Here is a 26,965-nt window from a genome sequence, read left to right as displayed (position 1 = left end):
GCCAAGGCACGCCGCGCGCCGCTCAGCCCACGCTGACCGGCTCGCGACCGGGCCTCGACGACCCGCTCGCCCGCCCGGACGGCGCGCTCGCGAGCGACTCGTGCTCAAGCATCTCTCGCTCGAAGCGCGCCTCGACCGGATCGCCGGTGTTGGTCAGGGGCGAGAGCAGGACATAGATCGCGGGGATGATGAACAGCGTGAGGACGGTCGCGAAGCCCATCCCGCCCACGATCACGACGCCGATCGCTCGACGCCCCTCGGCGCCGGCCCCGCTCGCGATGACGAGAGGGATCGCGCCCAGCACCGTGCTGATCGCGGTCATCAGGATCGGTCTCAGGCGGACCTGCGCCGCCTCGCGCGCCGCCTCGATCGGGGACCGGCCGCGCCGCCTGAGCTGGTTCGCGAACTCGACGAGCAGGATGCCGTTCTTGGCCATGAGGCCGATGAGCAGGATCAGCCCGATCTGGCTGTAGATGTTCAGCGATTCGCCCGTGACCCACAGCGCCGCGAGCCCGCCGGTCACCGCGAGGGGCACGCTCACCATGATGGTGATCGGGTGGATGACGCTCTCGAACTGCGCCGCGAGCGCGAGGTACACCATGATCAGCGCCATCGCGAAGGTGAAGTAGAGCTGCATGGACGAGTCGCGGAACTCGAGCGATTCGCCCAGGTAGTTCACGATCGCCCCCGCAGGAAGCTGCTGCGCGACCACCTCGTCGAGGCGCTCCAGCGCCTCGCCAAGCGAGCTGCCCTCGCCCACGCCGCCGGAGATAAGCACCGAGGGAACACGGTTGATGCGTCGCAGGTCCCGCACCGTGCCGCGCTCCTCGAGCGAAACGACGCTCTCGATGGGGATGAGTGTCCCGGTCGTCGAGCTTCGCACATAGATGTCGCGCAGGTCGCCCGGGCTTGCGCGGAACACCGGGTCGGCCTGGAGGATCACCTTGTAGAGCTCGCCACGGTCGAAGAACTCCGTGACCTCGCGCCCGCCCAGGAAGGTCTGCAGCGCGCGCCCGATCGCGGCTACATCGAGCCCGATGTCGATCGCGCGCTCCCGGTCGATCTGCACGGTGATCTGCGGCGTGGTCGGCTCGAACTCGCTGCGAAGGTTCACGAAGGCCGGATCGCCCTCGACCGCTTCGAGCACCGTTTCGGCCCAGATCCGCGCCGTCGCGTAGTCCGGCGCGCCGATGCCGTACTGGATCGGCTGCCCGCCCCCCCGGATGCCCAGCCCGGCCGGGTTCGTCGCGAACGCACGCACCCCGGGCATCGCCGCGAGCTTCGGCGTGAGCTCGGACACGACGCGCTGCTGCGACATCGTGCGCTGGTCCCACGGCTTGAACCGCACGATGAGGCGCGCCGTGTTGACCCCGCTCGCGCCGCCCCAACCCGGGGAGAGGATCGAGATCACGCGATCGAGCGGGCCGTCGCCGTCCTCGCCGAAGTACGGCAGGAGCATCTCCTCGATCTTCGCCACCTGCGCCGCGGTGTATTCCAGCGACGCGCCCTGCGGCGCCTCGACGACGATGAAGAACCGACCCTGATCCTCGACCGGGGTCAGTTCGCTCGGGAGGTTCGTGAAGAACCACCACGCCGCGCCCCCCACCGACACCGCGACGACCGCCGCGACCCATCGCAGGCGCACCGTCAGCCCCACCAGCGCGCCGTACCCTGCGCCGATCGCGCCGGTCGTTCGCGCGATCGCGCGCCGCGCCAGGCCCGGCTTCCTGCCCGGTGCTCCCGGCTTCTTCGCCCGAAGAACCTGCGCGCACAGCGTGACGCTCAGCGTGAGCGCGACGAAGCTCGATAAGACGACGGCCGACGCCATCGCGATGCCGAACTCGGTAAAGAGTCTCCCGACCTTGCCCGTCAGGAACGACAGCGGGACGAAGACCGATACGAGCACGACGGTCGTCGCGATCACCGCGAAGCCGACCTCGCGGGCCCCGTTCGCCGCCGCCACGAGCCGCTTCTCGCCGGCGCGGATGCGCCGGTCGATGTTCTCGAGCACCACGATCGCGTCGTCGACGACGAGCCCGATCGCGAGGACCGCCGCGAGCAGCGTCAGCACGTTGATCGAGAAGCCCAGCGCGTAGAGCACCACCAGCGAGCCGAGCACCGAGACCGGGATAGCGATCGCCGGGATGATCGTCGCGCGCAGCGAGCCGATGAACGCCAGGATCACGAGCACGACCAGCCCGATCGCGACGAACAGCGTCGTCACGACCTCGCGGATCGACTCTTTGATGAAGATCGAGTCGTCGGAAGCGATCTGGATCGATATCCCCTCCGGCAGCGTCTCGCGGATGCGATCGACCTCGGCCCGGACAAGGTTCGCCACGTCCACCGTGTTCGCGTTGCTCTGGCGCACCACGCCCACCGAGACCGACGTCCGCCCGTTGACGCTGAAGCCGGTCCGCTCGTCCTCGGCGGCGACCTCGATCCTCGCGACGTCCGCCAGGCGGACCCGCTGCACGCCCTCGCCTCGGATCACCAGCGACTCGAACTGCTCCGGCTCGGTGAGGCGCGAGAGCGAACGCACCGAGAACTCACGCAGCTTGCTCTCGATGCGGCCCGCCGGCAGCTCGAGGTTCTCTGCTTCGAGCCGCTGCGCGATGTCGTCGACCGTCACGCCGCGCGCCGCCATCGCCTGGCGGTCGAGCCAGACGCGGATCGCGTACCGCCGCTCGCCGCCGATCCGAACCCGCGAAACGCCGTCGAGCAGCGAGATCCGTTCGGAGAGCTGCCGGTCGACGTAGTCGGTCAGCTCCATCGCGTTCAGCCGGTCGCTCGACAGACTGATCCACATGATGGGCGACGAATCGCTGCTGGACTTCCTGACCTCGGGCTCGTCGACGTCATCGGGCAGATCGTCGCGCGCCTGGCTGATCTGGTCGCGCACGTCGGCCGCGGCGAGGTCGAGATCGCGGCTCAGACTGAACTCGATGTCGATGCTCGACGACCCGTCGCTGCTGCGCGACTCGATCGTGCGGATCCCCTCGATCCCGCTGAGCCGGTCGAGCAGGCGCTTGGTGATCTCCGCGTCGACGACGTCGGCCGACGCCCCCCGGTAGTTCGTGCTGATCGACACCACAGGCGGGTCGACGTCGGGATACTGACGCACCTCGAGCCGCGAGAGCGACGCGACGCCCAGCACCAGAATCACAACGCTCGCGACGCTCGCGAGAACCGGCCTGCGCACCGAGAGGGTCGAGAGGAACATCAGGGCGCCCGCTCATCGAACGGGGCGAGCTCGTCGCTCATGGGCTCGACGGTCACGACCTCTTCTCGTACTGCCGGGGCGCCCACGGCGCGCAGCGCGCTCTGTCGGGAGCGACTGGCGCTCTGCGCACCGAACGCGGGCTGCTCGTGGAACGCGGCCCCGATCCGGACGCCCAGGCCCTCCAGATCGGTGTCGGGGCTCGCGTCGACCACGATGCCGTCGCGAACGCGCTGGATGCCCTGGGTGATGACGCGCTCCCCCGCGCGCACGCCGCGGACGATCTCGACGACGCCGGGCTGGCGCTCGCCGATCTCGACCTCGCGTCGCCGCGCCTTGCCCTCGACGATGACGAACACATCGGCCCTGGCGCCCTCGCGGATGACCGCGGACTCAGGGACGAGGACCGCGTTGTCGCGCACGCCGACGACCTGCTCGACGCTCAGGAACATGCCCGGCTTGAGCGCGTCCTCGGGGTTCTCAACGAGCGCGTACACCTCGATGGTGCGCGTGGCGCGATCGACCTGCGAGCCGGAGACCGCCAGCTCGCCGCTGAACACGCGCCCCGGGAACGCCGGGGAGCGGGCGTCGACCCGCTGGCCGACCCGCAGCGACGACAGGTACATCTCGGGCGCCGAGAACACGAGCTGGATCGGGCTCACAGTGCGCAGCTCGGCGATCGGGTCGCCCGGGCTGACCAGCGCGCCCACGCTCACGAGACGCCGCCCGACGCGACCCTGGAACGGCGCGACGATCGTGTGGTCCTCCACCACCCGCGACGCCCGTTCGAGTTCGGCCTCGACCTCCGCGAACTGCGTGCGCGCGTTGTCGACCTCGGTCTGGTTGCTGGCCCCGGCGCGAAACGCCTCGAGCGTGCGCTCGTAGAGGATGCGAAGCCGCTCCTTGCGCGCCGCGGCGGCGTCGCGCTCGGCGCGAGCCAGCCCAGCGTCGAGCTCCGCCAGCACCTGCCCCCGGTCGACGATGGACTCGTCCGTGAACCCGAGCCGAAGCACGCGACCGGAGACCTCGCTCGTGACGGTCACCGAATCCACGGCGCGGGTCGTGCCCACGGCGCGCAACCGGAGCTCGACAGGCGACTCCCACGCCTCGATATACCGAACCCGCAGGCTCGGCGCGGACACCGGGGGTCGCTGCGCGCCGGCGTCGCCACCGGGCCCGCAGCCCGGGAACGCCCCCGATGCACCGAGCAGCATCGCGCACAGACACACTCGCACGCACGCACGCGTGGAAGACCGGGCTCTGTGTTGCCTGCTCGTGTGGGCCATGGGGATAGAGGACTGTATCGATCACATTCGCGCCGCGGATGCGTTCACGACGCCAAGCGACATGAAACGCCCGGCGCGGACGCTCGTTCCCGGACCCGACCGTTGCGACGCCGCTCAGGTCGCGCAAAAAAGAACCCCGCGATCGCGGGGCTCAGGTGGGTCAACCCTGGACGGGGGCTTGCGACACGACGCAACGATCACCGACGCCGGCGCATCGCCGCGATCCCGGCGCACCCCAGCAGCGCCGCGGCGCCCGGGGCCGGGACCACGAAGGTCACGACCGGCGCAGGCCCGTCAAAGGCGAGCACCGTGCTCGTGCCCGGCACGCCCACGCCCCAGCTGCTCGCGAAGTCCATCGTGTCCGAGGTGAACAGGAACCGGACCTGCTCGCCGGCGTTGATGCGCCCGACGAGCGTCTCGCGGATCGAGGTCAGATCGACATCGAACGACACATCCTGCGTGCCGCGCACCAGCCCGACCTCGCCGACGAGCGTGAGGTCGGAGAACTGCGAGCCGAGCCCGTTGGGCGAGTTGATGTCCCAGACGAAGCCGTTGGCCGCGGCCAGCACATCGCGGCTGTCGGTGGTGAAATAGACCTGCAGGTTCCCGTCGCGGATCACGCTGGGAACGTCCTGGCCGGTGATGGGCACGGCGCCGAAGAGGTCGATGCGCACCGAGTCGAGCGTCGAGATCGGCGAATCGAACAGCGCGCCGCCGTCGAGGTTGAACGCGGTCCACAGCCCGAAGTTGCGCATCGCCGAGCTGGGGTTGCGCCCGTTGACCTGGAAGCGCGAGTTCAGGGTGTTGATGCGCGTCGGACCGAACAGGCCCTCGCCCACCACGTGGATGCTGAAGTCGTCGAGGCCCACGGCGCTGGCCGTCTGCGCCTGCGCGCCGCCGGCGCACGCGAACAAGGCCGCAAGCGCGGACGCGCAGGCCGTTCGAGTCGAAAGAACATGCATTGTCTCTCTCCTATTCAGAACTGTGACACTGACCTTTGACACGCCCGCTCGCGCGGGCGCACCGAAGCGCACGCCCGCGACGCGGGCGCACCCCATTGGGTGGTCGTTCGTCCCGACCGGGCGCCGGGATGCACCCGCGCACGCACGCGGTCACGGACAACCGGAATCCGCTTTTGGGGCGCATGCCACGAATTCCGGGGGAGATACGTCTTTCGAAACGCCAGGGATCGTGTACAGTGAGTCGGCTCCGGCCACGCATCCCTGGCACGGATCCGCGCATGACCGCCCGCCCCGACGAGATCTGGGAATCGTTCCTTCGCGACCTCGAGGGTCGTGAAGATCTCGACGAGTTCGTCGCGCGCGAAGCGGGCGATTTCCTCACACTGGCGAACCCGGCGCGCAGCGCGCCGCAGCCGCCTCCCGACGAGCTGGAGTGGCTGCGCGGCGCGGTCCCCGGGCTCCACGCGGTCCGCGAGATCGGTCGCGGCGGGATGGGCGTGGTGCTCGAGGTCATCCAGCGGTCCACCGAGCGCCGCGCGGCGCTCAAGATCCTGAACCCCGATCTGCGCGACCCGAGATTCATTCGGCGCCTCGAACGGGAAGCCGTCGCGCTCGGCCGGCTCGACCACCCGAACATCGCGCGCCTCTACGCCGCCGGCCAGTGCCGCGGGCAGCTCCGCGGGACTCCCTGGATCCTTATGGAGTATGTCGAGGGCCTCCCCCTGCTCGAGGCGATCGACGCGCACGGCCTCGACCTGCGCCAGCGCGCGACCGTGATCATGCACATCGCGGACGCCATCGCGTGTGCGCACGAGCACGGCGTCCTGCACTTGGACCTCAAACCCGGCAACATCCTCGTGCGCGCCGACCTGGTCCCCAAGGTCCTCGATTTCGGCATCGCCAGGCTCCTCGACGACAAGGTGGGTGAATCAACGCTCACCCTGCTCACCCACGGCTTCGGCACTCTGACCGCGATGGCGCCCGAACAGTTCGAGGGACGCGCCGGGGGCGCGTGCTCGGATGTCTACGCGCTGGGCGCGATGCTCTATCGCGCCCTGACCGGCGTGCACCCGGTCGACCTCGACGGCGTCCCCTTCACCCGCGCCGCGCAGCGCGTGATCAACGACACGCCGCGCAGCCCGCGTGAGTTCCGGCGCGACATCCCGGCGGACCTCGAGACCATCGTCCTCACGGCGCTCGAGAAGTCCCCCATGGACCGCTACATCTCCGCCGCCGCCATGCGCGACGACCTTCGCCGCTGGCTCGGGGGCGAGCCGATCCACGCCAAGCCCACCGGGGCGATGGGCAGACTCTGGCGCCTCGCGAAGCGCAATCGGCGCGAAGCGGGGCTGCTGACGCTCGGCGTCGTCACCGTGCTCTCGGTCGCGACGGTCGCTGTGGTGCAGGCCGTCGACGCAAGGCGTGCCCAGGCCGACGCCGAGGGCCGGCTGGTGGACCTGCGCGCGCTCAGCACATCGCTCGTCGTGGATTTCATCGATCAGCTCGAGCGCGTGCCGGGGGCCGTCGAAATCCGGGCCGAGGTGCTCCGGCGCACGCTGGACAGCTACCGGGCCCTCGAGCACCACGCCTTGAAGGATCCCGAGTTTGCGCGCGAACTCGTCGATGCGTACACGAAACTGGGCGCCGCCCTGGGCCATCCGGACTTCGCCTCGCTCGGACTCCCCAGCGCCAAAGAGCCGCTCGACCACGCCGCCGCCCTGGGAGAACGCGCCCTCGAGCGCTTCGGGATGAACGCGCCCCTCGCGCGAGCCACGGCGTTCGCGCACCAGAACGCGCACCACTGGGAGTTCCCCCCTTACGGACCCGCCGGCAGCAGCGCGCGCCTCGAGCGCGCGAGCGAGCTCACCCTCGCCGCGTCGCGACTCGATCCGGGGCGCGTCGAGGACGACCTCTCGCTCCTGCGATTCGACATCCGCGCCGCGCACGCCATGCGCAACCACCAGGCAAACCCGGGCGGCTCGCTCGACCGGTTCCTCGAACTCTTCCCCCGTGTGCGCGAGATCCTCCCTCGCATCGATGACGCGAACGAACGCGTCGACCTGCTGATCCGCGCCGCGCTGCCGGCAGGGATCGTGTCGAGGGAGTCGGGGCGCCCGCTCGATGGGGTCACGCTCTTCGACGACGCCCTCTCACTCCTCGGCTCGCAGCCGACATCGACGCACGAAGGCCTGCGTCCGGTTCTGGAGATGCGGATTCTCAGCCTCCACGCCGACTACATCCTCACGCGCGCCGACGCCGGTCTCCAGATCAACGACCGTCTCGAGCCCATGCGTGAGATCGTGCGCCGCAGCCGCGAGATCGACCACATTCACTCCGAGGACGGGACCATCGGCAGGACCGCTATGGTCACCGGGATGTACCTCTCGAACGCCCTCGCGATCGCGTCCGAGTCTCCGCTCGCCTCGCCCGAGCTCCTCAGCGCCCTGCCAGAAGCCGTGGAGTGGGCCGAGTGGTCACTCGAACGACTCCGCCGGCGCATCGCCGAAGGCACGGCGACCGGCCCCGACCTCGTCACCTACGAACCCAGCATCCACGCGGTGATCACGCGTCTGCTCGCGGCGCAGCGTCGGGCCGAGTGACCACCGGCGCCGAACGGCGCCCCGGCTCGTGCGAGTCGATCCGCTCGGCGGCGCGAACCGCGCCGTCGGCGTAGGGGAACAGCGTCATCGTCACGCCCGCTCGCTCCAGCGCCGACGCCTCCTCGGCGCGGTGCGCCGTCGCCGCCACCATCCCCTTGTAGCCGTTCGCTCGCAGCGACTCGAGGATGCTCCGCTCCGTCGCGTGCAGCGGCGTCGTGCAGACGACCCACCGCGCCGACGCGATGGGAAGTTCGCCGAGCTCCTCCGGGTCTTCCGCGTCGGCGTAGTGCGCATTGATGCCCTGCGCCGTCGCGTTTCTGACCGCGTGCGGGTCGAAGTCGACGCCCAGCACCGACCACCCTCGCGACCTCAGCTCCTTCGCGATGTTCAGCCCGTAGCGCCCCATGCCGACCACGATCGCGTCGGCGCCCTCCGGCGCATCGCTCTCGTCGTTGGTCTCGCGATGAGGAGACCGGCGCTCGAACACGCGCAGCGCCGGCGCAAGGAACTCGTACAGCGGGTGCGAGTAAAGGATCATGTACGTCGACAGCCCGATCGTGATCAGACCCACGAGCGTGATCAGGCCCATGACGCCCGAGTCGATGTGCCCGAGCGTCTCGCAGACGAATCGATCTCGCGCTTGTCGCTCAGCAGCTTGACGATGATGATGGTGCTCGAGAAGGTCAGCGCGACCGCGACATAGATCGAGGCGACCACGCTCAGCCCCAGCGCCAGGCAGAGCCCGAACCCGATGATCGAGGTGAACGCGACCTGCCCCAGCCCCGTCGCGAGCGCGACCGGGCCCATCGTCCGGATCACCTGCAGGTCCAGACGCAAACCCACAAGGAACAGCAGCAACGCGATGCCCATCTCCGCGAGCGCCGGGAAGAAGTCTCCCTCGCGCACAGGCCGAGACCGACCGGGCCGGCGAGGATGCCCACCGCGATGAACGCGACGATCAGCGGCTGGCGCAGCAGCGTCACGATCGCGCCCGCCGCCGTCGCCAGGAGCAGCACGGCGGCGATCAGCTCGAAGTGATTCAGCGATTCGATGTGCATCGAGGGGCGCCTCCGTGCGCGGTCACGGGTGGTCGGTCAGCCCCTCACGATACCAGCGACAACCCCCTAGAGGCCGGGCTCCCAGAAGCGTTCGCCGTGGACCTTCAGCTGGGCCTGGAGTGAGTCACGCAGATCCCGAATCCTCGTGTGCTTCTGCTCGGCGAGCGAGAGGGTTGCCGGCCCCCCGGCCCTGACGACGGCCCCGTTCTCATCGAGGATCAGGTTGACGGACAGAAAGTCTCGATCGCGCCGGGTGCCGGGGAGTTGCCCCGTCTCGACGAAGCCCCTTCCGTCGGCGAAGTGCTGCGACGCGTAGAGGACCGACGAATCCGTGCCCGAGAGATACATCATCACGACATCGATGCTGGTGTGGACCGGATTCTGAGGCGCGGGACTCAGGACGCCTGTCGTGACCGCGACGACGATGATCGAGCCCTCCGCCCCGGCGCCTATCGATCGGATTGTCGTCAGGGGATAGGGACGCCGCAGGATCTGGGCAGCATCCGCCTGGACTCCCGCAGCGTGCGCGCCGGCCGACTCAACGCCCTCTGCATTGAAGACCGCGACGCCCCGATCGAGCACGAGGTGATTGTGCAGACCCCGAAGGGCGTCTTCGCTCCTGTACTCCGCCCTCGTGGCGCACTGATCATTGGTGTGCTTGGCCATCTGCGCAAAGACCGCGACATCGAACCGCTCCCCGCTCGCTCCGGGTTGTGTTCGCGCATCCCTGACGACGACGGAGCCGAGCGGTGTCGTGATGGGCTGCAGGATCGGACCAGGCAGCGGCGTCCGCCTGGTTTGCGAGATCTCCTCCATCACCGGGTTGCTCACCCCGGCGGTGGTCGTCAGGCCGATCGCGCAGAGGATGGTCGTTGCTTTGCTCAATCTGCTCGTGCCCATGGTCGGTTCCTGCATTCGTGTCGTTGTGGTCCGCGCACCGGAGGCCGGCGAGGCAGAACCTCGCGTGCACTCGGTTCTTTGCGTCAGAGCCCCGGCAGCCAGAAGTCGGCGCCGTTCGCGGTGCGGGTCTTGTTCAGCGAATCACGCAGCGCACCGATCCTGGCGTGGTCGGTGAAGAGCCGCTTCACGGGCGACGCCACCGTCACGACGCCGGCTGCGCTGGTCGTGATGCTGACGCTGATGAAATGCGTCGTGGTCTCGGAGCCGGAGAGCGTCATCGTCACCGTCGGGCCCGACCCGTCGATCTCCATCGCGTGAAGCTCGGAGGTCGCGACGTCATCGACGTCGAGGCACAGCATCACCACGTCGACGACGCTGGAAGTCGACGCGGGATCGACGGCGGTGATGATCCCGACCGTCGTCGCGAAGAGGATGATCGATCCCTCGGCGCCGGCGCCGATCGAGCGAATCGTCGTCACGGGGTACGGGCGCCGGAGCATCATGATGTTCGCGGGCTCGATGTCGCCCGCGTTTCCTGCCTGCTCGGGGATGTCGAGGGGCAGATACCCCAACTCGGCGACCACGATGCCCCGATCGAGCACGATGTGGTTCCCGAGACCTCCCGGGCCCGACACCTCGACGGACGCGTTCGACTGCACGTGGTCGCCCGTGACCAGGTAACGCTGCGGGAAGACCGCGGCCTTGAACTCCTGGGTCGAGCTCTGGTCGCTGGTCGTGCTCGCGTCGGTGATCACCACGGAGCCGTGATCTGCTGTCACGGGCTTGGAGTCGGCCACAACGACCTTGAGCGGCTTGAAGGGCTGGAGGACGACGGGATCGGCCCCGACCCCGGCGCAGATCCCGATCGCGAGAACGATGCCGGAAATTCGCTGAACGGGACTGTTCATGACACCACTCCTGAGCGGCCGTGCGGTTGCGAACGCGTGAACAAGCGGAAGGCGATCCACCAGAAGAGCCCGGTGAACGCGACGCCCAGACAGAGCGTCAGCGGATTCAGCAGAACAAGGCCCTGCTTGTAGAGCAGCGCCGCGAGCGCCGCCGGCGCCAGCAGCGTGAGCGCGACGAACACGCCCATCGCGGCGGCGCGGGCCGCACGCCCCGACCGGCGGCGCAGCATGAGAACCGGGACGCCGGCGCCCGTGATCGCGACCGGGAGCCCGAGCATCGCGTGGGCGGCCCAGTCTGCGACGCGCGGGCGGATGTCGCGCGCCAGGGATTCGAGCGTGATCGCGTGGAAATAGACGCCCGGCCAGTCCTCGCCGTTCACATCGTGGATATCGCCGGCGCGAGCCGTGAAGTTCCCGATGAACACGACCTTGTCGGCGAACCAGGCCCGCAGGTCCTGCTCGCTCGCGCGAATGACGTCGTCATACAGGCGGGTCGCGCTGCGCAGCTGCGCCATCTCGAGCATCGCCGGCTTGTACCACGCGATGAGGTCGCCCTCGAGCATGCCACGGTTCTCAATGCCCGACCACGATTCGAACGAGTCGATATCCGTTGCCGCGAGCCGGTCGGAGCGAGCCAGCAGGCGTCGGCCCCCCGGGCGATCGGACACGGGCTGCCAGTACACGATGTCGAGCGCCCGGCGGTCGCGATCGAGCCCGAAACTGAACCGGGCGCCCTCGGCCCGGGACGCCGCGTACGCGGCCAAGGCGAGCGATGGCATCGGTTCGTGCCCGGCGCGGGCCACCGCGAGCGGGATCCACAGACGCCCGTCCATCGTCAGCTGGACCTCGAAGCAGCCCCAGTCGGCGTGCTTCCAGATGCTCTCGCTGATCTGCGGCTTTCCCTTCGCTTCATCGATCGTCCACGAGGACGACGCGACGACCACGCCGATGCCGGCGTCACGGAGCGCCTGGATGCCCGACACGAGCGCGTCGTCGTACTCCGATTCCGCGCGGAAGACGATGTCGAACACCACGGCTCTGGCGCCGGATCTGGCGAGGGTGCGCGCGAGCTGGCCGTGGAGTGCGCGATGGGTGCGCACCTCGGCGGTGACCCCGGCGACCCCCGTCGCTTCGGCGAGCGCGACAGGATCGGTCGTCTCGGCGTACTCGATCACGGACGCGTAGAACGGCGCTCCGGCCGGGGTCGCCGGGCCGAGGTTGCTCGCGACGAAGGCCTCCCACCTCGCCACATACCCGGTGCGTTCGGTCGCCACCCAGCCGACCCCGAGCGCCGCGAAGGTCGCGAGGATGGCGAGCACGAGGAGCGCCGCGCCGCGCTGCACACGCCGCCGGCTCTCGGTGAACACGCGCGCGATGCGCCGACGCCGATTCTCCTCCAGGTAGTTCTCGAGCGCCTGGAGCATCTCGTCGACGCTCTGATACCGGTCCTGGGGGCGTTTCTGCAGCGCGCGCATCACGATCGCCGCCAACGCAGGATCGATGGCCCGCGCGCGCTGCGCGAGCGGCGTCGGGGGCTGCGTGCAGATCCGCTCGAACACGTCCTCGGTTTTCAGCGGCACGCCCTCTTCGGACCGGATGTCGATCGGCAGGCGCCCGCTGAGCAGTTCGTACAGGACCACGCCCAGCGAATAGATGTCGCTGCGCGCGTCGAGAGACTCTGGGTCGCCGCGGCACTGCTCGGGGCTCATGTGTGAGAGCGTGCCACCGGGCGACACGACGAGCCGCTCGGAGTACGACCGCGCGAGCCCGAGGTCCGACACGCGAACCAGCCCGTCGTCGTCGACGAGGATGTTCGCCGGCTTCAGATCGAAATGACGCACCCCGCGCTTGTGCAGGAACGCGACGGCGCGGCACGCGTCCTGGAACTTCGCGATCTTCTGCTCTTCGGTCCAGCCGAACGCCCGGGCCGCTTCGGTGATCGAACGGGCCGAAGCGACGTACCCCATCACGAGGTATGGGGCGCTGACACCGGGAGAGCACTCGTAGCTGCCCACGACATGGAGCGTGACGATGTTGGGGTGCGCGTTCTTCGAGAGCAGGTCGCACTCGGCGAGGAACCGCTCGACGCGACGCGGGTCGAGCCGGCTGGGGCGCAGCGTCTTGATCGCCACCGTCCGGTCGGGCTGGGCCTGGCGAGCGCGATAGACGACGCCCTGGCCACCCTCGGCGATCAGCGACTGGATCACGCACCCCCCGACCACGCTGCCGACGCGGAGCGTTTCGCCGTCACGCGCTGACTTGGCGTCTTGCTCGTGCGCGAACTCGCCGGGCAGGGACCTGGTCGGCCCCCACAACGGATCACGCCCTTCACGCCGCTCGTCGGGGCCAGCCATCCGCTCGACCGCCTTTCCGTGCTGCACACGCCGGGCGCGGCGCCTCCGGTGGCCCGCGCGCTCCACGCTCAGTATACAACGCGCAATCACTGTCGTGAAAGGGACACACGGATCTCGTCGACGAGCTGCGACGCGGTCTGCGCCCGGGAATGCTCTGGGCCGTAGAGCGCAAGAAAGTGCTCAAGCCCGCGCTCGGCGTGGACCATCGCTTCCCCGGCCCGACCCGAATCGAGCAGCACACGCGCCAGCGTCACACGGGTCTGGTTGGTCAGCCAGTGCGGATCGCCGAGCGCGCGGGTCATGTCTTCCAGCAGCGTCCCAAAGCCGGCGGCGGCCTCGGACGGGCGACCTGCGAGACGCATCGCGTTCCATCGCCCGTACCTCGCGGTCAGGGTGCTCAGCGCGTCGGCCCCGAACAGTGACGCCTGAACCTTCACGACCTCTTCGTACAGCTCCGCCGCCCGGAGCGGGTTGCCGATCTTGGCCTCCAGCCCGGCCAGGTTCCCCCGGATCGTGAGCGTCGCCGGGTGCTCCGCGCCGAGCGACTCGTACGCGAGATCCGCCGCCACGCGCAGATGCGGCGCCGCGTCGTGTTCTCGTCGCAGATCCTGCATCGTTGCGCCGATGTTGTTGTGGAGCCCGAGCAGCGTCATCCTCGGCGCGTCGGGCATCGACTCGGCGATCCGCAACGCGTCGAGCATGAGCGCCAGCGATCGCTCCGGGTCGCCCGCCCGGTCGTAGGCCTGCGCGAGATTGCTGGTCGTCACCAGCACGAGCGGGTCCTGCGCGCCCAGAAGGCGCGCCCGGCCCTCGAGCGCCTCGCGCAGCAGCCCCACCGCCGCGGACGCGCGATCGAGGGACTCGTACACGACGCCCAGATCGTTCAGCGCCGCGTAGAGGGCCGGGTCGCCGGCCCCGAGGATCAGTCGCGCCCGCTCGATCGCCGCCAGGAGCGCCGGCTCGGCCTCGGCGTACATCTGGCGCGCGCCGAGGAGCCCGGCGACCGCGACCTCTGAGCGAACGGTGTCCGGCGAGTCGGGGCCGGACGCGGCGCGACGGAGTTCGAGCGCACGCGCGAAATGCGCCTGCGCATCGTCGTACTCGCCGAGCTCCATGTAGGCGCCGCCCAGGGTGTGATGGATCGCGGCCGCGATCTCGGGTCGCTGCGACAACCGGGACTCCACCCTGCGGCTCGCGCTGCGCAGCAGGTCCAGAGCCGTCGCGTGCTGCCCCTCGCGGTCCGCGGACGCGGCGGCGAGAAGGTCCTCGGTCAGAAAGCGGTTGATCTCGCGCTGGGCGTCGCGCTGCAGGGTGGCCTCGCGCCGCTGCGCGTCCGCTTCGCGCAGGCCGATCGCCAGCCCGGCGACCCCCACCGACGCGGCCAGAGCGACGACAACGCCCGACGCGACCAGCGCACGGTTTCGCCCCACGAAGCGCGCCGCGCGGTACCCCGGCGTCGGCCTTCGCGCGACGATCGCCTCGCCGCGCAGCACGCGCCCCAGGTCCTCCGCCAGCGACGCCGCGGTCGGGTAGCGCCGATCGGGGTTCTTCTCGAGCGCTTTCGCGAGCACGCAGTCGAGGTCGGCGAGCAGCGCCCTCGGCGCGCCGTGACGCCGCTCGCTCGACGCCGGGGGCGGCGTGTCCTCGCGAACGCGACGCATCGCCTCCCACGGGTCGGCGCCCGTGTCGACAGGCGCTCGCCCTGCGACCAGTTCGTACAACACCGCGCCCAGCGCGTAGACATCGGCGCGGATGTCGACGGGGCGCCCGCCGGTCTGCTCGGGCGCCATGTAGGCCGGCGTCCCGATCGGGAGCCCCGACGTCGGCGCACCCTCGGACAACTCTGTGCTGGCGATCGCCTTCGCGATCCCGAAATCGAGCACGCGCACCGAGGGTTTCCCGCTCGCGCCGCTGACGAGGATGTTGCCGGGCTTGAGGTCGCGGTGGATCACGCCGCGCTGGTGCGCGTGCTGGGCCGCGCCGGCGACATCGAGCATCAGGCCGATCCGCTCGCGCACGCCGAGAGCCATGCGCTCGCAATAGGCGGTGATCGGCTCGCCCTCGACATACTCCATCACGATGAAGGGCAGCCCCTCCGGCGTGCGACCGGCGTCGAGGATCCTCGCGATGTTGGGGTGCTCGGTCTGCTCGAGCGCGCGGCGCTCGAACTCGAAACGAGCTGCCGCGTCCGGGTCGACCGCCGCGTAGGGCGCGACCTTGATCGCGACGCGCCGGCGCACCGGCTCGTCCTGCTCCGCGAGCAGCACATACCCGCCCCCGCCGCGACCCAGGCGCCCGATCACCCGGTACGGGCCGATCATCGAAGGCGTCCCGGTCTCGTCGGCGTCGTCTGCGCCTCCGACATCGTGCGCCAGCAGCGACGCCGCCTCGGCGCGCAGCGCGGCATCGCCGGATGTCAGCTCGTCGAGACGGCGCTCGCGCTCGGGCCCGTCGAGCCCGCGCAGCGCGAGAAAGACCTCCGAAGCGCGCTCGTGCAGGTCTCGCTCGCTCACTCCGAGGACTCCCCCAGCGAAGCGGACAGCTCACGCCGCAGCCACGCGCGGGCCACCGCCCAGTCAGACTCGACGGTTCGCTTCGAGACATCGAGCACCGACGCGATCTGCTCCATGGTCATCCCGGCGAAAAGCCGGAGCGTGACGACTTCCGCCTGGCGCTCGCTCAGCGCGCGGAGCCGGTCCATCGCCTCGGTGATCGCGCCGAACTCGATCTGCTCTGCGTCGTGCGCGAGGATGTCACGATCGAGATCGAGACGGATCGCGCCTGCGCCCCCGGCGCCCCCGGCGCCCCCCCCGCCGCGCTTATCCGCGTTGCGCGCTCGCGCGTGGTCGATGAGCACCTGCCTGAGAACCCTCGCGCCGATCGCGAGCTGCTGCGCGCGAGGCAGCTCCGGCAGGCCGCCCGACAGCAGGCGGATACAGGCCTCGTTCACGACCGCCGTGGGCTGAAGGGTGTGGTCTCTCCGCTCGGACGCGAAGACCCGGTGCGCGATCCGGCGCAGCTCGGAGTACATCGTGTCCGTGATCACCCCGGCGTCGTCGTTTGGGCTGCTCGAAGGTGATTTCATCGTGTGGGGGCGTACGGGCTGCGGACCGGCGCAGGGAATCCGCATAGGTCCGGACGGAATGTACCAGTTGACCGCCTTCCCGGCCAAGACGCCCCAAGGAAACCACCAGAATGCCCATTCCCAACCGCCGCCGCGCCGGGTGGGGCCTCCTCGCGACCGTGGCTTCGCTGCTCATCGCAGGGTGGACCTTCGCCGGTCGCGGCGGCGGCCTTTCGGGCGAGTACCGAGAGGTCAGCGGGCTGGGCGCCCTCGAGTTCAAGGGCCGGCGCGTCTACGTCACCACCGTCGTGGGCACCGTGTTCGCCGCCGAGTACGAAGTCGACGGCAAGCGGGTCATCCTGAAAGGCCCCGGAGGATCGCAGGTACTCACCAGGGAGGGCGACGCCATTCAGGGCGGGCTCAACATGAAGTATGTCCGCGTCGACCGGGACTGATCCGCCCGCGGTGTTTGTGATTGTTTGGCTTCAGAACTTGACTCTCCCGGTCCGATGAGAATCATCGTCAGCAGCCGGAAACGCTTTGCCATGACCACCCTTTCGCTCAGCACGACCCTCGCGAACGCCGCCAACGCGGCCGTGAACGCTGCGCAGAAACTCGGCAAAGGCAAAAAAGCCCCCTTGAAGGCACCCGGCGCCGATCGCGCGTAAGCAGCGATCAACCCCCCCAGACCAGCAACCGTCTGGCCCGCCGGAGTCCTTCCAGCGGGCCTTGTTGTTTTTCCGCACCCACACAAATCCCCACCGTTTCTGAAAGGATCCGACCCATGTCACAGACCACCACGATCGCCCTGACCTGCGCGTGCCCCGAGTGCGCCGCCGAGGTTCGCTTCCAGCGCGAGCCCCGGCGCCACGAGGTCGTCCGCTGCTCGTCCTGCTCCGCCGACCTCGAGGTCACGGGGCTCGACCCCATCACCGTCGAGCTGGCCCCCGAGGTCGAGGAAGACTGGGGCGAGTAAGCATCGCCGCGTCCAGCACTCCCTCACGCACTCCCACGGAACTCACCAGATGCGCGTCAGCGTCCTCCATTCCCGGATCCGAGTCGAAGAGCGCATGCTCCTCGACGAGCTCGAACGCCGCAGCGTCGCGGTCAACCTGATCCACGCCGACGAGGCGATCGTCGACCTCACCAACGGGCGCACGCTCGTCGAGCCGGGCGAGGTCGTCCTCGATCGCTGCCTCAGCCACACCAAGGCGCTCGCGATCCTCCACGCGCTCGAATCCCAGGGCGCGATCTGCGTGAACACGCCCCATGTCGTCGAGGTCTGCGGCGACAAGCTGCGCACCACCCTCGCGCTGCGCAGCGCCGGCGTGCCCCAGCCACGCGCCGTCGCAGCGTTCAGCCCCGAGGGCGCGATCGCCGCCGCCGAGGAACTGGGATACCCGGTCGTGCTCAAGCCGACCGTCGGCTCGTGGGGGCGCCTCATCGCGCGTCTGAACGATCGCGACGCCCTCGAGGCGGTCATCGAGCACAAGACCACCCTCGGGGGCGTGCAGCACGGCGTGCTCTACCTCCAGGAGTTCGTCGACAAGCCCGGGCGCGACATCCGCGCCTTCGTCGTGGGCGACGCGACCATCTGCGCGATCGTGCGCAACAGCCCGCACTGGATCACCAACACCGCGCGCGGCGCCACCACCGCGGCGTTCCAGGTAACACCGGAAATGAACGACCTGTGCGTGCGCGCCGCGCACGCCGTCAGCGACGGACGCCCTGCGCTCGTCGCGATCGATCTGCTCGAGCACCCCGAGCGCGGGCTGCTCGTGAATGAGGTGAACTCCACCATGGAGTTCCGCAACTCCGTCGCGCCCACCGGCGTCGACATCCCAGCCCGCGTCGTTGATTTCGCGATCGAGCGCGCCCAGGCCGCCCTTCCGTTCCGGGGCGCTGGCGCGACGATCCGCGAAACCACCACCACGGGAGCCCGCGCGTGAGCGTTCGAGTCGGAATCGTCGGCGCCACCGGCTACACCGGCGGAGAACTCCTCCGCCTGCTCACGCTCCACCCGGGCGCAGAGGTCGCCTGGGCCACCTCGCGCGGCAAGGCGGGGTGGCCCATCCACGGAGTTCACGCGAACCTGCGCGGGTTCACGGACCTGTCGTTCATCAGCCCGGACGACGCAACGCCGGTCGATGTGATCTTTCTCTGCCTGCCGCACAACGAGACCGCGGCCCAGATCGATCGCTACACGGCGCTGGCGCCGCGCATCGTCGACCTCTCCGCGGATTTCCGACTCCGCGACCCCGATCTGTACGAGCGCACCTACGGCGAGCCGCACCCCGCCGCCGGCTGGCTGGACCGCTTCGTGTACGGGCTGCCAGAAGCCCATCGCGACGCGATCCGTGCCGCGAGGTATGTCAGCGGCGTGGGGTGCAACGCGACCTCGGTGAACCTGGCGCTGCTGCCACTGGCGCGCGCCGGGTTCATCGAGCGTGTCGTCGCCGATGTCAAGGTCGGCTCGTCCGAAGCAGGCGCAGAGCCCAGCCAGTCGAGCCACCACCCCGAGCGCTCCCGCGCGATGCGCACCTTCGCGCCCACCAGCCACCGCCACGAGGCGGAGATCCAGCAACTCCTCGGCCCGCTCGACCTGTGCTTCACCGCCACCGCCGTCGAACTGGTGCGAGGCATACTCGCGACCTGTCATGTCTTCACGAATCGCCCCCTCACCGATCGCGACCTCTGGCCGATCTACCGCAACGCCTACGAGAACGAGCCCTTCGTGCGCATCGTGAAGGAGCGGCGCGGGCTCTACCGCTTCCCCGAGCCGCGCCTGGTCGCAGGCACCAACTTCGCCGATGTCTCCTTCGTCGCGCAGGAGGGCACGAACCGCGTCGTCGCGCTGTGCGCGATTGACAACCTGGGCAAGGGCGCCGCCGGCTCCGCGATCCAGTGCATGAACCTGATGTGCGGCCTCGACGAGACCGCCGGCCTCCGTTTCCCGGCGGTCCACCCGTGCTGAGAGAACAACCCATGATCGTGGTGAAGATCGGCGGCGCCGAGGGCGTCGGCTACGAGACCGTCTGCGACGACGCCGCCCGTCTCATCAAGAGCGGGCAGCGCGTCGTGCTCGTCCACGGCGGCTCCAACGAGACGAACATCCTCGCCGAGCAGCTCGGCCACCCGGCGCAGTTCGTCACCTCGCCCTCCGGGCACACGAGCCGGCGCACCGACAAGCGCACGCTCGAGATCTTCCAGATGGCCTGCATCGGGCGCATCAACAAGCAACTGGTCCTCGCGCTCCAGTCCCGGGAGGTCCGCGCACTCGGCCTCTCGGGGCTGGACGGGGGGCTGTGGGTCGGCAAGCGCAAGAGCGCGATCCGCGTCGTCGAAGACGGCGCCGTGCGAGTGCTGCGCGACGACTACACCGGAACCGTCGACCGCGTGAACGCCGAACTCCTCAACCAACTCCTCGACGCGGGCTACACCCCCGTCCTCTCGCCCCCCGGGCTGAGCGAGGAGCACGAGGCGATCAATGTCGACGCCGACCGCGCCGCGGCCCGCACCGCGTCGGCCCTCGGCGCCGACACGCTGGTCATCCTCTCGAATGTCCCCGGGCTTCTGCGGGAGTTCCCCGACGAATCGTCGCTCATCCCGAATATCCCGCGCGCCGAGATCGACGGCGCGATCGAACTCGCGGGCGGGCGCATGAAGAAGAAGGTGCTCGCGGCGCAGGAAGCGATCGACGGGGGCGTGTCACGTGTGATCCTGGCCGACGCGCGCGTCGAGTCACCGATCAGCCGCGCGCTGGAAGGCATGGGCACATGCGTCGCGTGATCGGCGATCAGGAAGCCATCGACCTGGTGCGCGACCTCGTCGCGACGCCCAGCGTCTCGGGCAGCGAGCGCCCCGCGGTCGCGCTGCTCGCGACGCGCATGGCGGCGATGGGCTTCCGCGCCTCGATCGACGAGGCCGGCAACGCGGTCGGCGAACTCGGATCGACAAGCCCCGACGCGCGCGAGATCGTCCTGCTCGGGCACATCGACACCGTGCCGGGGCATATCCCGGTGCGCATCGACGACGACAATGTTCTCTGGGGGCGGGGCAGCGTCGACGCGAAGGGGCCCCTCGCGGCGTTCGTGATCGGAGCCACGAACGCCGCGATCCCCGACGATGTGCGCGTGGTCGTCGTCGGCGCCGTCGGCGAAGAGACCCCCACTTCGCCCGGCGCAACCTACATCCGTGATCGACGACGCCCCCACGCCTGCATCATCGGCGAGCCGAGCCAGTGGGACCGTTTCACGCTGGGCTACAAGGGGCGCCTCCTCGTCGAGGCGGTGTTCGAGCAGTCCGGCGCGCACTCCGCCGGGCCCCAGGGCACAGCGGCCGAGCGCGCCGTCGACTGGTTCAACGATCTGCGCGCATGGACCAACGCGCAGAACGACGCGCAGGGCGCGCTCTTCGATCAACTCCAGATCGCCCTGCAGCGCTTCGTCACCGACTCCGACGGCCTCACCGACCGCGCCACGCTGACGGTCGGCTTCCGCTTGCCCACACGCCTCGCGCCACGCGAACTGGAGCGGATGATCGCGCAGCGCGCCGAGGGCGTCTCGTTGCGGTTCGACGGCCACACGCCCGCCGTGCGCGCCGAACGCTCCAACCCCGTCGCCAACGCCCTCGCTGGCGCGATCGCCGATCAGGGCGTGCGCGCCCGACCGGTCGTAAAGACCGGCACGAGCGACATGAACACGGTCGCCGGCGCGTGGGGCTGCCCCATCGTCGCTTACGGGCCCGGCGACAGCGCGCTCGACCATGCGCCCGACGAGCGCCTCCCGCTCGACGAGTATCTGCGCGCGACGCGGGTGCTTGCGGCAGCCCTCGGCACGCTCGCCAGCGAGCGTGAGGACGTCACGGGCCGGATCGCGCCCGAACAAAGCGCTCACAAAGCATCGCATTAAGGCTCCATTTTGTGCTCGTCGAGGGAGCAACCGGGCGTATTCTTCCTTCGTAAGAAGAATACATGACGCCCCCCGCATCATCCCTCGCCGACGCGCTCGCTGCCCTCGGGCTCACCCCTCTGGAGGCCGAGGTGTACGCGTTCCTGGCGCGCCACTCACCCGCCACCGGGTACCGCGTCGCGCAGGCGCTCGGGAAACCGGTGGGCAACATCTATAAAGCGATCGAGTCGCTCGAATCACGCGGCGCCGTCGTCACCAGCGAGGACGAGGGCAACCGGCTCGCGCGCGCCGTCCCCCCGGGCGACCTGCTCGACGCGGCGCGTCGCCGGCTCGACCAGATCGCGCCGGCGCTCGAAGCGCTCGCCGAGGACGACGAAGCCGAGCCCGACGACCTTCTCTACCGCGTTTCTGACCGTGAAGGCGCGATGCAGCGCGCGAGGTCGATGCTGCACGGCGCGGGTTCCTTCGCGATCGCGATCGTGACGCCGCGGCTCGTGGGCGAACTCGCCGGCGATTTCGTCCGCGCCGCGGAGCGGGTCCGCGTCGCCGTGAAAGTGTTCGCGCCGGTGGACCTTCCCGGGGTCGAGGTCGTCGTGGACCCCCGGGGCGAGGACGCCGTCGCGCACGCGCCCGGCGAGTATCTGGGCGTCGTCGCCGACGGTCGCTGCCTCCTCAACGCGCTCTTCGACGAGCGCGCCGACGGGCTGCGGACCGCGCACACCACCTCCAACCCGCTGCTGAACTGGGGCTACTACACGGGATTCGCGTCGGACATCGTGCTCGCGGCGGTGCGACAAGCCCTCGCGCGGGGCGCGACGTCGCAGGAACTCACCGAAACACTCCGCATGCTCTCGCGCTTCGAGAGCCCGACCTCTGCGGGCAAAGACCTCCTTATCCGTCGCTACCGATCGCCGAGTCAGTCATCGCGGGGCAGGCCACGAAGTTCGGGCGCCTGACGACCCGTTTCGCACGCGCCGCGCTGGCGGCGCACTCCTCAGGAAAGAGAGCAAGGACATGAAACATTGGTTCGGAAGGCCCGGCGCCGCGTGCGCCGCGGTCGTGGCTATCGGCTCGCTCACCGGCGACGCCCTCGCGCAGCGCTACGAGATGCTCGTCACCTCGTTCTTCAACAACTCGGTCATCCGCTACGATCTCGCGACGGGACAGCGCATCGGGAACCTGGGCGCGTCGCCCCCGATCGTGCGCCCGCTCGCCACGAGGGTCGGGCCCGACGGGCTGCTGTATGTCGTCTCCGAGGCCAACGACCGCGTGCTGCGCTACAGCGCGCAGACCGGTGAGTTCATCGACACCTTCATCACCGCGCCGGCGTCGATCCTCGACGCGCCCACCGGCATCGCCTGGGACGCCAACGGCGACGCCTACGTCTCGTCCTTCACACGCAACTCCGTCGTGAAGTTCAACGGCACAACCGGAGAGCTGATCGGCAACTTCGTCGCGCCCAACTCCGGCGGGCTCAGCGGCGCCGACAACGGCCTGATCTTCGGGCCCGACGGCAACCTGTACGTCCCCTCGTACAACAACGGGCGCATCAACCGCTACGACGGCGAAACCGGCGCCTTCATCGACACCTTCATCCCCAACGCGCTCATCACGCGCCCGCGCGTGCTCCACTTCGACGACGACAACAACCTCTTCGTCACCAGCGAGGGCAGCAACGCGGTGCGCCGTTACGACGCGACGACTGGCGAGTTCCTCGGGAACTTCACCACGCCGGGCGTCGCCGGCATGACCACCCCGGTCGGCATGGCCTTCGGCCCGGACGGCTTCCTGTACGTCACTTCGTTCAACGAACGCGTCTACCGCTTCGACGGGAAAACCGGCGAGTTCCTCGACATCTTCCTCTCCGGCCCCGAGGCCGGGCTCCGCGGGCCGGTCTTCATCACGATCATCCCGGCGATCCCCTCGCCCCCGGTCGTCGCAGCGGTGCTCCCCGCGGCGATGCTCGCGTCACGACGCCGACGCTGACGCCCCGGCGCTTCCATTGCCTCCGCTCGCTCCCTCGTCGCCCGCCGGGCGATGTGGGGGCATTCGATCATCCGGCCCCCGGGCCACGCCCCCTCGACGGCAACCCGGGGCGGGCGAACCGGTTGCGTTGCATCCGGGTTGAGGGGACAATCACGCCCCCTTTCCTCGCACGCTCCGCGGGGAGCGACCCTGTGCCGCCACTGCTCATCCCTTCCCGCCCATGATCGGATCCGTCATGCCAACGCTTCGTGCCCGTGTGTCCGTGTTCTCGCTGCTGGCCTGCCTAGGCGCCGCCGCGTCGGCCCAGCAGGTCTCGCCCAACTGGTTCCGCGCCCCGGCGCTCTCGCCCGATGGGAAGACGATCGTCTTCTCCCACGCCGGCGACCTCTACACCGTGCCGGCCAGCGGCGGGCGCGCCGTCCCGCTCACGGTGAGCCCGGCGCACGAGACGAGCCCCGTCTGGTCGCGCGACGGCAAGCACATCGCCTTCGCGTCGGATCGCGAGGGCAACTACGACGTCTTCGTCATGCCCTCGACCGGCGGGCCCGCGACGCGCCTGACCTTCCACTCGGCCGACGACATGCCGACCGACTTCACGCCCGACGGCTCGGCGGTGATCTTCACCAGCTCGCGCATGGACGATGTGAAGTCGTCGCTGTTCCCCACGCCCATCCTCAGCGAGCTCTACAGCGTCCCGGTCGCAGGGGGCACGCCGACGATGCTCCTGACCACCCCGGCCGTCAACGCCCGCTACGACGCCGCCGGCTCGCGCCTCATCTACGAAGACCGCAAGGGCTACGAGGACGACCTGCGCAAGCACCACCGCTCCTCGGTCACCCGCGACATCTGGCTGCACGACCTGCGCACCGGCGCCCACACGAAACTCACGGACTTCGAGGGCGAGGACCGCGTGCCCCACTTCGATCGCAACGATCAGGCGGTGATCTATCTCTCGGAGCGCGCCGGCGACATGAACGTGTTCCGCCAGCCCCTCACGCCGGGCGGGCGCGTCGAGCAGCTCACCCGGTTCCAGAAGCACCCGGTGCGCGACCTGACCGTCGCGCGCAACGGCGACGCGGCCTTCAGCTGGCACGGGGACATCTACTTCATGCAGCGCGGGCGCGAGCCACGCAAGGTCAACATCGAGGTCGCGCTCGATATCCCGGCCGACCGTCGCACGCAGACCCGGTCAACGGGCGCGAGCGAGTTCGCGGTCTCGCCCAGCGGCAAAGAGGTCGCGTTCGTCCTTCGCGGCGACGTGTTCGTCACCTCGACCGAGTTCGCCACCACCCGGCGCATCACGAACACGCCCGAGCAGGAGCGGTCGGTCGATTTCGCCCCGGACGGGCGCTCGCTGATCTACGCAGGCGAGCGCGACGGGTCGTGGAACATCTATCAGTCGAAACTGACCGACGACAACGAGCTGTACTTCTTCAGCGCCACGAGCATCGAAGAATCCGCGCTCATCGCGACCGACGCCGAGGAGTTCCAGCCGAGCTTCTCTCCGGATGGGAAGAAGGTCGCGTACCTGCACAACCGCACCGAGGTCCGCGTGTTCGACCTCGAGTCGAAGGAGAGCACGGTCGCGCTCCCTGGCGACCAGTACTACTCGTACAGCGACGGAGACCACTGGTTCGAATGGTCGCCCGACAACCACTGGCTGGCGGTGCAGTTCTACAGCCGCGGGCGCGTGTTCTTCGGCGATGTCGGCCTCGTCGCCGCCGACGGCTCGAAGGGGCCGATCGACGTGGCGAACTCCGGGTACGTCGACCAGATGCCCCATTTCGCGATGAAGGGCGAGGCGCTGGTGTGGGCGAGCGACCGCTACGGCACGCGCGCGCACGGCTCGTGGGGCTCGCAGTTCGATGTCATGGGCGCGTTCCTGACGCAGGACGCCTTCGACCGCTTCCGCCTCTCGAAGGAGGAGTACCAGCTCAAGAAGGAGCTCGAGGAGAAGATCAAGGAGCGCGAGAAGAAGAAGCCCAAGGACGACGAGAAGAAGGACGAGCCCAAGCCCGACGACGCCGCCGACGAGAAGAAGGACGACGAAGCCAAGGGCGACGACAAGAAGGACGCCGACGACAAGAAGGACGAGGCGAAGGCCAAGCCCGTCGAGATCGACTTCGACAACATCGAGTTCCGGACCGTCCGGCTCACGATCCACTCGTCGGATCTGGCCGACTTCCAGCTCGCGCCCGACGGCGACAAGCTCTTCTATCTCTCCCGCTTCGAGCGCGGCTACGACCTCTGGGTCCACGACTTCCGCGAGCAGTCCACCAAGATCCTCGCCAAGCTCGGCGCCAACTCCGCGTCGATGCAGATGTCCAAGGACGGCAAGACCATCTTCGTCCTCGCGAACGGCGCCCTCTCCCAGGTCAACGCGTCGTCGGGCGAGCGGAAGCCCATCGCGTTTTCCGCCAGCCAGGACATCAACGGCGACGCGGAGCGCGAGCACCTCTTCGACCACGTCTGGCGCCAGACGCTCCAGAAGTTCTACCGCCCCGATATGCACGGCGTGGACTGGGCCTTCTACCGCGACCAGTACCGCCCGAAGCTCGCCGGCATCACCAACAACCGCGACTTCGCGACGCTGCTCTCCGAGATCCTGGGCGAGCTGAACGCGTCGCACACCGGCGGGCGCTACCGCCCGGCCCCGGCCGACGGCGCCGCCAGCACCGCGTCGCTGGGCGTGTTCTTCGACAAGTCCTACACCGGCGAGGGCCAGCGCATCGCCGAGATCCTGACGCGAGGCCCGCTCGATCGCGCCGGCGTCGGCGCCAAGGTCGGCGACGTCATCACCCACATCGACGGGGTTGCGCTCGATCGCAACCGCAACATCTACGAGCAGCTCAACCGCAAAGCCGGCCAGCGCGTGCGCCTCACCCTTCGCACCGGCGACGAGGATCCGCGCGACGTCGTTGTCCGCCCGTTTTCGATCGGCGAGGAGAGCAACCTGCTCTATGAGCGATGGGTGCTCGCGAAGCGCGACCTGGTCGACAAGCTCTCGAACGGTCGCCTTGGCTACATGCACATCCGCGGCATGAACGACGGGAGCTTCCGCGACTTCTACTCCGAGGTCCTCGGACGCCACTTCCTGAAGGAGGCTCTCGTCGTCGACACCCGCTTCAACGGCGGCGGCTGGCTGCACGATGACCTCGCGACCTTCCTCACCGGCAAGGCGTACGTCGACCTCTACCCGCGCAACGACGCCGCCCCTGACAAGGGCTTCCCGGGCGATCCCCAGAAGCGCTGGACCAAGCCGTCCATCGTCGTCATGGGCGAGGGCAACTACTCCGACGCCCACTTCTTCCCCTGGGTCTACAAGGAGCTCAAGATCGGCGACACGGTCGGCATGCCCGTGCCTGGCACCGCGTCTGCGGTGTGGTGGGAGCGCCTCCACACCGGCGACCTGATCTTCGGCATCCCCCAGGTCGGCACGAAGGGCGCCGACGGCCAGTACCTCGAGAACAGCCAGCTGGAGCCCACCCACAAGATCGCGATTACCCCTGAGCAGGCCGCGGCGGGCGAAGACCCCCAGATCGCCAAGGCCGTCGAGGTCCTGCTGAAGCAGCTCGACGCGCCTGCCGGCCGCTGATCGCGAGACATCCCGAGTCGCACCCCAGGACCGGGCCCGAGCGGGCCCGGTCCTGTCGTTGGTCGCGCGGGGCGTCGCCCAAAAAAAGGGGTTGTGCCGCCCCCCCGATCTGGTACACTGGT

General features: G+C 69.4%; 21 protein-coding genes. 11 read left to right on the top strand and 10 right to left on the bottom strand.

The window, feature by feature from the left end:
• Positions 1-22 precede the first annotated feature (22 nt).
• From KF684_07675 to KF684_07665, 3 genes are all read right to left on the bottom strand, one after another.
• A complete protein-coding gene (locus KF684_07675; protein ID MBX3352799.1) occupies positions 23-3,223 on the bottom strand; it encodes an efflux RND transporter permease subunit in 3,201 nt (1,066 codons plus the stop codon).
• Positions 3,223-4,434, bottom strand: a complete 1,212-nt coding sequence (locus KF684_07670) for an efflux RND transporter periplasmic adaptor subunit (protein ID MBX3352798.1) — start codon at positions 4,432-4,434, stop codon at positions 3,223-3,225. The genes KF684_07675 and KF684_07670 overlap by 1 nt, the downstream gene beginning before the upstream one ends.
• A gap of 269 nt (positions 4,435-4,703) precedes the next feature.
• The gene (locus KF684_07665; GenBank protein ID MBX3352797.1) at positions 4,704-5,468 is read right to left on the bottom strand and encodes a hypothetical protein; all 765 of its coding nucleotides are present in this window, start codon (positions 5,466-5,468) and stop codon (positions 4,704-4,706) included.
• A gap of 278 nt (positions 5,469-5,746) precedes the next feature.
• Between KF684_07665 and KF684_07660 the strand changes: the two genes are divergently transcribed.
• Entirely contained in the window at positions 5,747-8,068 is a 2,322-nt protein-coding gene (locus KF684_07660; protein MBX3352796.1) for a serine/threonine protein kinase, read from the top strand.
• On the opposite strand, the gene KF684_07655 is transcribed toward KF684_07660, so the two are convergent.
• The 7 genes from KF684_07655 to KF684_07625 form a co-directional block, all read right to left on the bottom strand.
• The gene (locus KF684_07655) at positions 8,031-8,657 is read right to left on the bottom strand and encodes an NAD-binding protein (protein MBX3352795.1); all 627 of its coding nucleotides are present in this window, start codon (positions 8,655-8,657) and stop codon (positions 8,031-8,033) included. The two genes, KF684_07660 and KF684_07655, sit on opposite strands and share 38 nt — an antisense overlap.
• Positions 8,648-8,974: a cation:proton antiporter gene (locus tag KF684_07650; protein MBX3352794.1), complete on the bottom strand. Its 327-nt coding sequence runs from the start codon at positions 8,972-8,974 to the stop codon at positions 8,648-8,650. The genes KF684_07655 and KF684_07650 overlap by 10 nt, the downstream gene beginning before the upstream one ends.
• Before the next feature lie 218 nt (positions 8,975-9,192).
• Complete coding sequence (locus tag KF684_07645) at positions 9,193-10,026, bottom strand: hypothetical protein (GenBank protein MBX3352793.1); 834 nt, start codon at positions 10,024-10,026, stop codon at positions 9,193-9,195.
• Between the two features lie 83 nt (positions 10,027-10,109).
• Positions 10,110-10,934: a hypothetical protein gene (locus KF684_07640; protein MBX3352792.1), complete on the bottom strand. Its 825-nt coding sequence runs from the start codon at positions 10,932-10,934 to the stop codon at positions 10,110-10,112.
• Positions 10,931-13,288, bottom strand: coding sequence for a protein kinase (locus KF684_07635; GenBank protein ID MBX3352791.1), 2,358 nt, complete (start codon positions 13,286-13,288; stop codon positions 10,931-10,933). The genes KF684_07640 and KF684_07635 overlap by 4 nt, the downstream gene beginning before the upstream one ends.
• A gap of 86 nt (positions 13,289-13,374) precedes the next feature.
• A complete protein-coding gene (locus KF684_07630; GenBank protein ID MBX3352790.1) occupies positions 13,375-15,801 on the bottom strand; it encodes a serine/threonine protein kinase in 2,427 nt (808 codons plus the stop codon).
• Positions 15,798-16,373 (bottom strand): sigma-70 family RNA polymerase sigma factor, encoded by a 576-nt coding sequence (locus KF684_07625; GenBank protein ID MBX3352789.1) that lies wholly within the window; start codon positions 16,371-16,373, stop codon positions 15,798-15,800. Before KF684_07625 ends, KF684_07630 begins: the two co-directional genes overlap by 4 nt.
• Before the next feature lie 110 nt (positions 16,374-16,483).
• Here KF684_07625 and KF684_07620 point away from each other — a divergent pair, with 110 nt between their 5' ends.
• From KF684_07620 to KF684_07575, 10 genes are all read left to right on the top strand, one after another.
• Positions 16,484-16,807, top strand: a complete 324-nt coding sequence (locus KF684_07620) for a hypothetical protein (GenBank protein ID MBX3352788.1) — start codon at positions 16,484-16,486, stop codon at positions 16,805-16,807.
• A gap of 54 nt (positions 16,808-16,861) precedes the next feature.
• Positions 16,862-17,020, top strand: a complete 159-nt coding sequence (locus KF684_07615) for a hypothetical protein (GenBank protein MBX3352787.1) — start codon at positions 16,862-16,864, stop codon at positions 17,018-17,020.
• Between the two features lie 116 nt (positions 17,021-17,136).
• A complete protein-coding gene (gene lysW / locus KF684_07610) occupies positions 17,137-17,328 on the top strand; it encodes a lysine biosynthesis protein LysW (protein MBX3352786.1) in 192 nt (63 codons plus the stop codon).
• A gap of 49 nt (positions 17,329-17,377) precedes the next feature.
• On the top strand, positions 17,378-18,301 hold the full coding sequence (gene lysX, locus KF684_07605) for a lysine biosynthesis protein LysX (protein MBX3352785.1): 924 nt from the start codon (positions 17,378-17,380) through the stop codon (positions 18,299-18,301).
• A complete protein-coding gene (argC, locus tag KF684_07600; GenBank protein ID MBX3352784.1) occupies positions 18,298-19,326 on the top strand; it encodes an N-acetyl-gamma-glutamyl-phosphate reductase in 1,029 nt (342 codons plus the stop codon). Before lysX ends, argC begins: the two co-directional genes overlap by 4 nt.
• 11 nt (positions 19,327-19,337) lie before the next feature.
• Complete coding sequence (locus KF684_07595) at positions 19,338-20,141, top strand: [LysW]-aminoadipate kinase (protein ID MBX3352783.1); 804 nt, start codon at positions 19,338-19,340, stop codon at positions 20,139-20,141.
• Positions 20,129-21,262, top strand: a complete 1,134-nt coding sequence (locus KF684_07590; protein MBX3352782.1) for a [LysW]-lysine hydrolase — start codon at positions 20,129-20,131, stop codon at positions 21,260-21,262. The genes KF684_07595 and KF684_07590 overlap by 13 nt, the downstream gene beginning before the upstream one ends.
• Before the next feature lie 62 nt (positions 21,263-21,324).
• Positions 21,325-22,218: a hypothetical protein gene (locus tag KF684_07585; protein MBX3352781.1), complete on the top strand. Its 894-nt coding sequence runs from the start codon at positions 21,325-21,327 to the stop codon at positions 22,216-22,218.
• 58 nt (positions 22,219-22,276) lie between these two features.
• The gene (locus KF684_07580; GenBank protein ID MBX3352780.1) at positions 22,277-23,248 is read left to right on the top strand and encodes an NHL repeat-containing protein; all 972 of its coding nucleotides are present in this window, start codon (positions 22,277-22,279) and stop codon (positions 23,246-23,248) included.
• Between the two features lie 235 nt (positions 23,249-23,483).
• Positions 23,484-26,843: a PD40 domain-containing protein gene (locus KF684_07575; GenBank protein MBX3352779.1), complete on the top strand. Its 3,360-nt coding sequence runs from the start codon at positions 23,484-23,486 to the stop codon at positions 26,841-26,843.
• Positions 26,844-26,965 lie beyond the last annotated feature (122 nt).

This window comes from Phycisphaeraceae bacterium (assembly GCA_019636675.1).
GTDB lineage: Bacteria > Planctomycetota > Phycisphaerae > Phycisphaerales > UBA1924 > JAHBXC01.
The sequence above is the reverse complement of the archived record's forward strand: the minus strand, read 5'-3'. Positions and strand labels throughout refer to the sequence as shown.

Bases quoted from the DNA above. Each gene is read 5' to 3' on its own strand.
- lysX (MBX3352785.1), top strand. From the start codon at position 17,378: ATGCGCGTCAGCGTCCTCCATTCCCGGATCCGAGTCGAAGAGCGCATG.
- KF684_07660 (MBX3352796.1), top strand. From the start codon at position 5,747: ATGACCGCCCGCCCCGACGAGATCTGGGAATCGTTCCTTCGCGACCTC.
- KF684_07675 (MBX3352799.1), bottom strand. From the start codon at position 3,223: ATGTTCCTCTCGACCCTCTCGGTGCGCAGGCCGGTTCTCGCGAGCGTC.
- KF684_07620 (MBX3352788.1), top strand. From the start codon at position 16,484: ATGCCCATTCCCAACCGCCGCCGCGCCGGGTGGGGCCTCCTCGCGACC.
- KF684_07640 (MBX3352792.1), bottom strand. From the start codon at position 10,934: ATGAACAGTCCCGTTCAGCGAATTTCCGGCATCGTTCTCGCGATCGGG.
- lysW (MBX3352786.1), top strand. From the start codon at position 17,137: ATGTCACAGACCACCACGATCGCCCTGACCTGCGCGTGCCCCGAGTGC.
- KF684_07670 (MBX3352798.1), bottom strand. From the start codon at position 4,434: ATGCTGCTCGGTGCATCGGGGGCGTTCCCGGGCTGCGGGCCCGGTGGC.
- KF684_07615 (MBX3352787.1), top strand. From the start codon at position 16,862: ATGAGAATCATCGTCAGCAGCCGGAAACGCTTTGCCATGACCACCCTT.
- KF684_07585 (MBX3352781.1), top strand. From the start codon at position 21,325: ATGACGCCCCCCGCATCATCCCTCGCCGACGCGCTCGCTGCCCTCGGG.
- KF684_07625 (MBX3352789.1), bottom strand. From the start codon at position 16,373: ATGAAATCACCTTCGAGCAGCCCAAACGACGACGCCGGGGTGATCACG.
- KF684_07665 (MBX3352797.1), bottom strand. From the start codon at position 5,468: ATGCATGTTCTTTCGACTCGAACGGCCTGCGCGTCCGCGCTTGCGGCC.
- KF684_07590 (MBX3352782.1), top strand. From the start codon at position 20,129: ATGCGTCGCGTGATCGGCGATCAGGAAGCCATCGACCTGGTGCGCGAC.
- KF684_07655 (MBX3352795.1), bottom strand. From the start codon at position 8,657: ATGGGCCTGATCACGCTCGTGGGTCTGATCACGATCGGGCTGTCGACG.
- KF684_07645 (MBX3352793.1), bottom strand. From the start codon at position 10,026: ATGGGCACGAGCAGATTGAGCAAAGCAACGACCATCCTCTGCGCGATC.
- KF684_07635 (MBX3352791.1), bottom strand. From the start codon at position 13,288: ATGGCTGGCCCCGACGAGCGGCGTGAAGGGCGTGATCCGTTGTGGGGG.
- KF684_07580 (MBX3352780.1), top strand. From the start codon at position 22,277: ATGAAACATTGGTTCGGAAGGCCCGGCGCCGCGTGCGCCGCGGTCGTG.
- KF684_07575 (MBX3352779.1), top strand. From the start codon at position 23,484: ATGCCAACGCTTCGTGCCCGTGTGTCCGTGTTCTCGCTGCTGGCCTGC.
- KF684_07595 (MBX3352783.1), top strand. From the start codon at position 19,338: ATGATCGTGGTGAAGATCGGCGGCGCCGAGGGCGTCGGCTACGAGACC.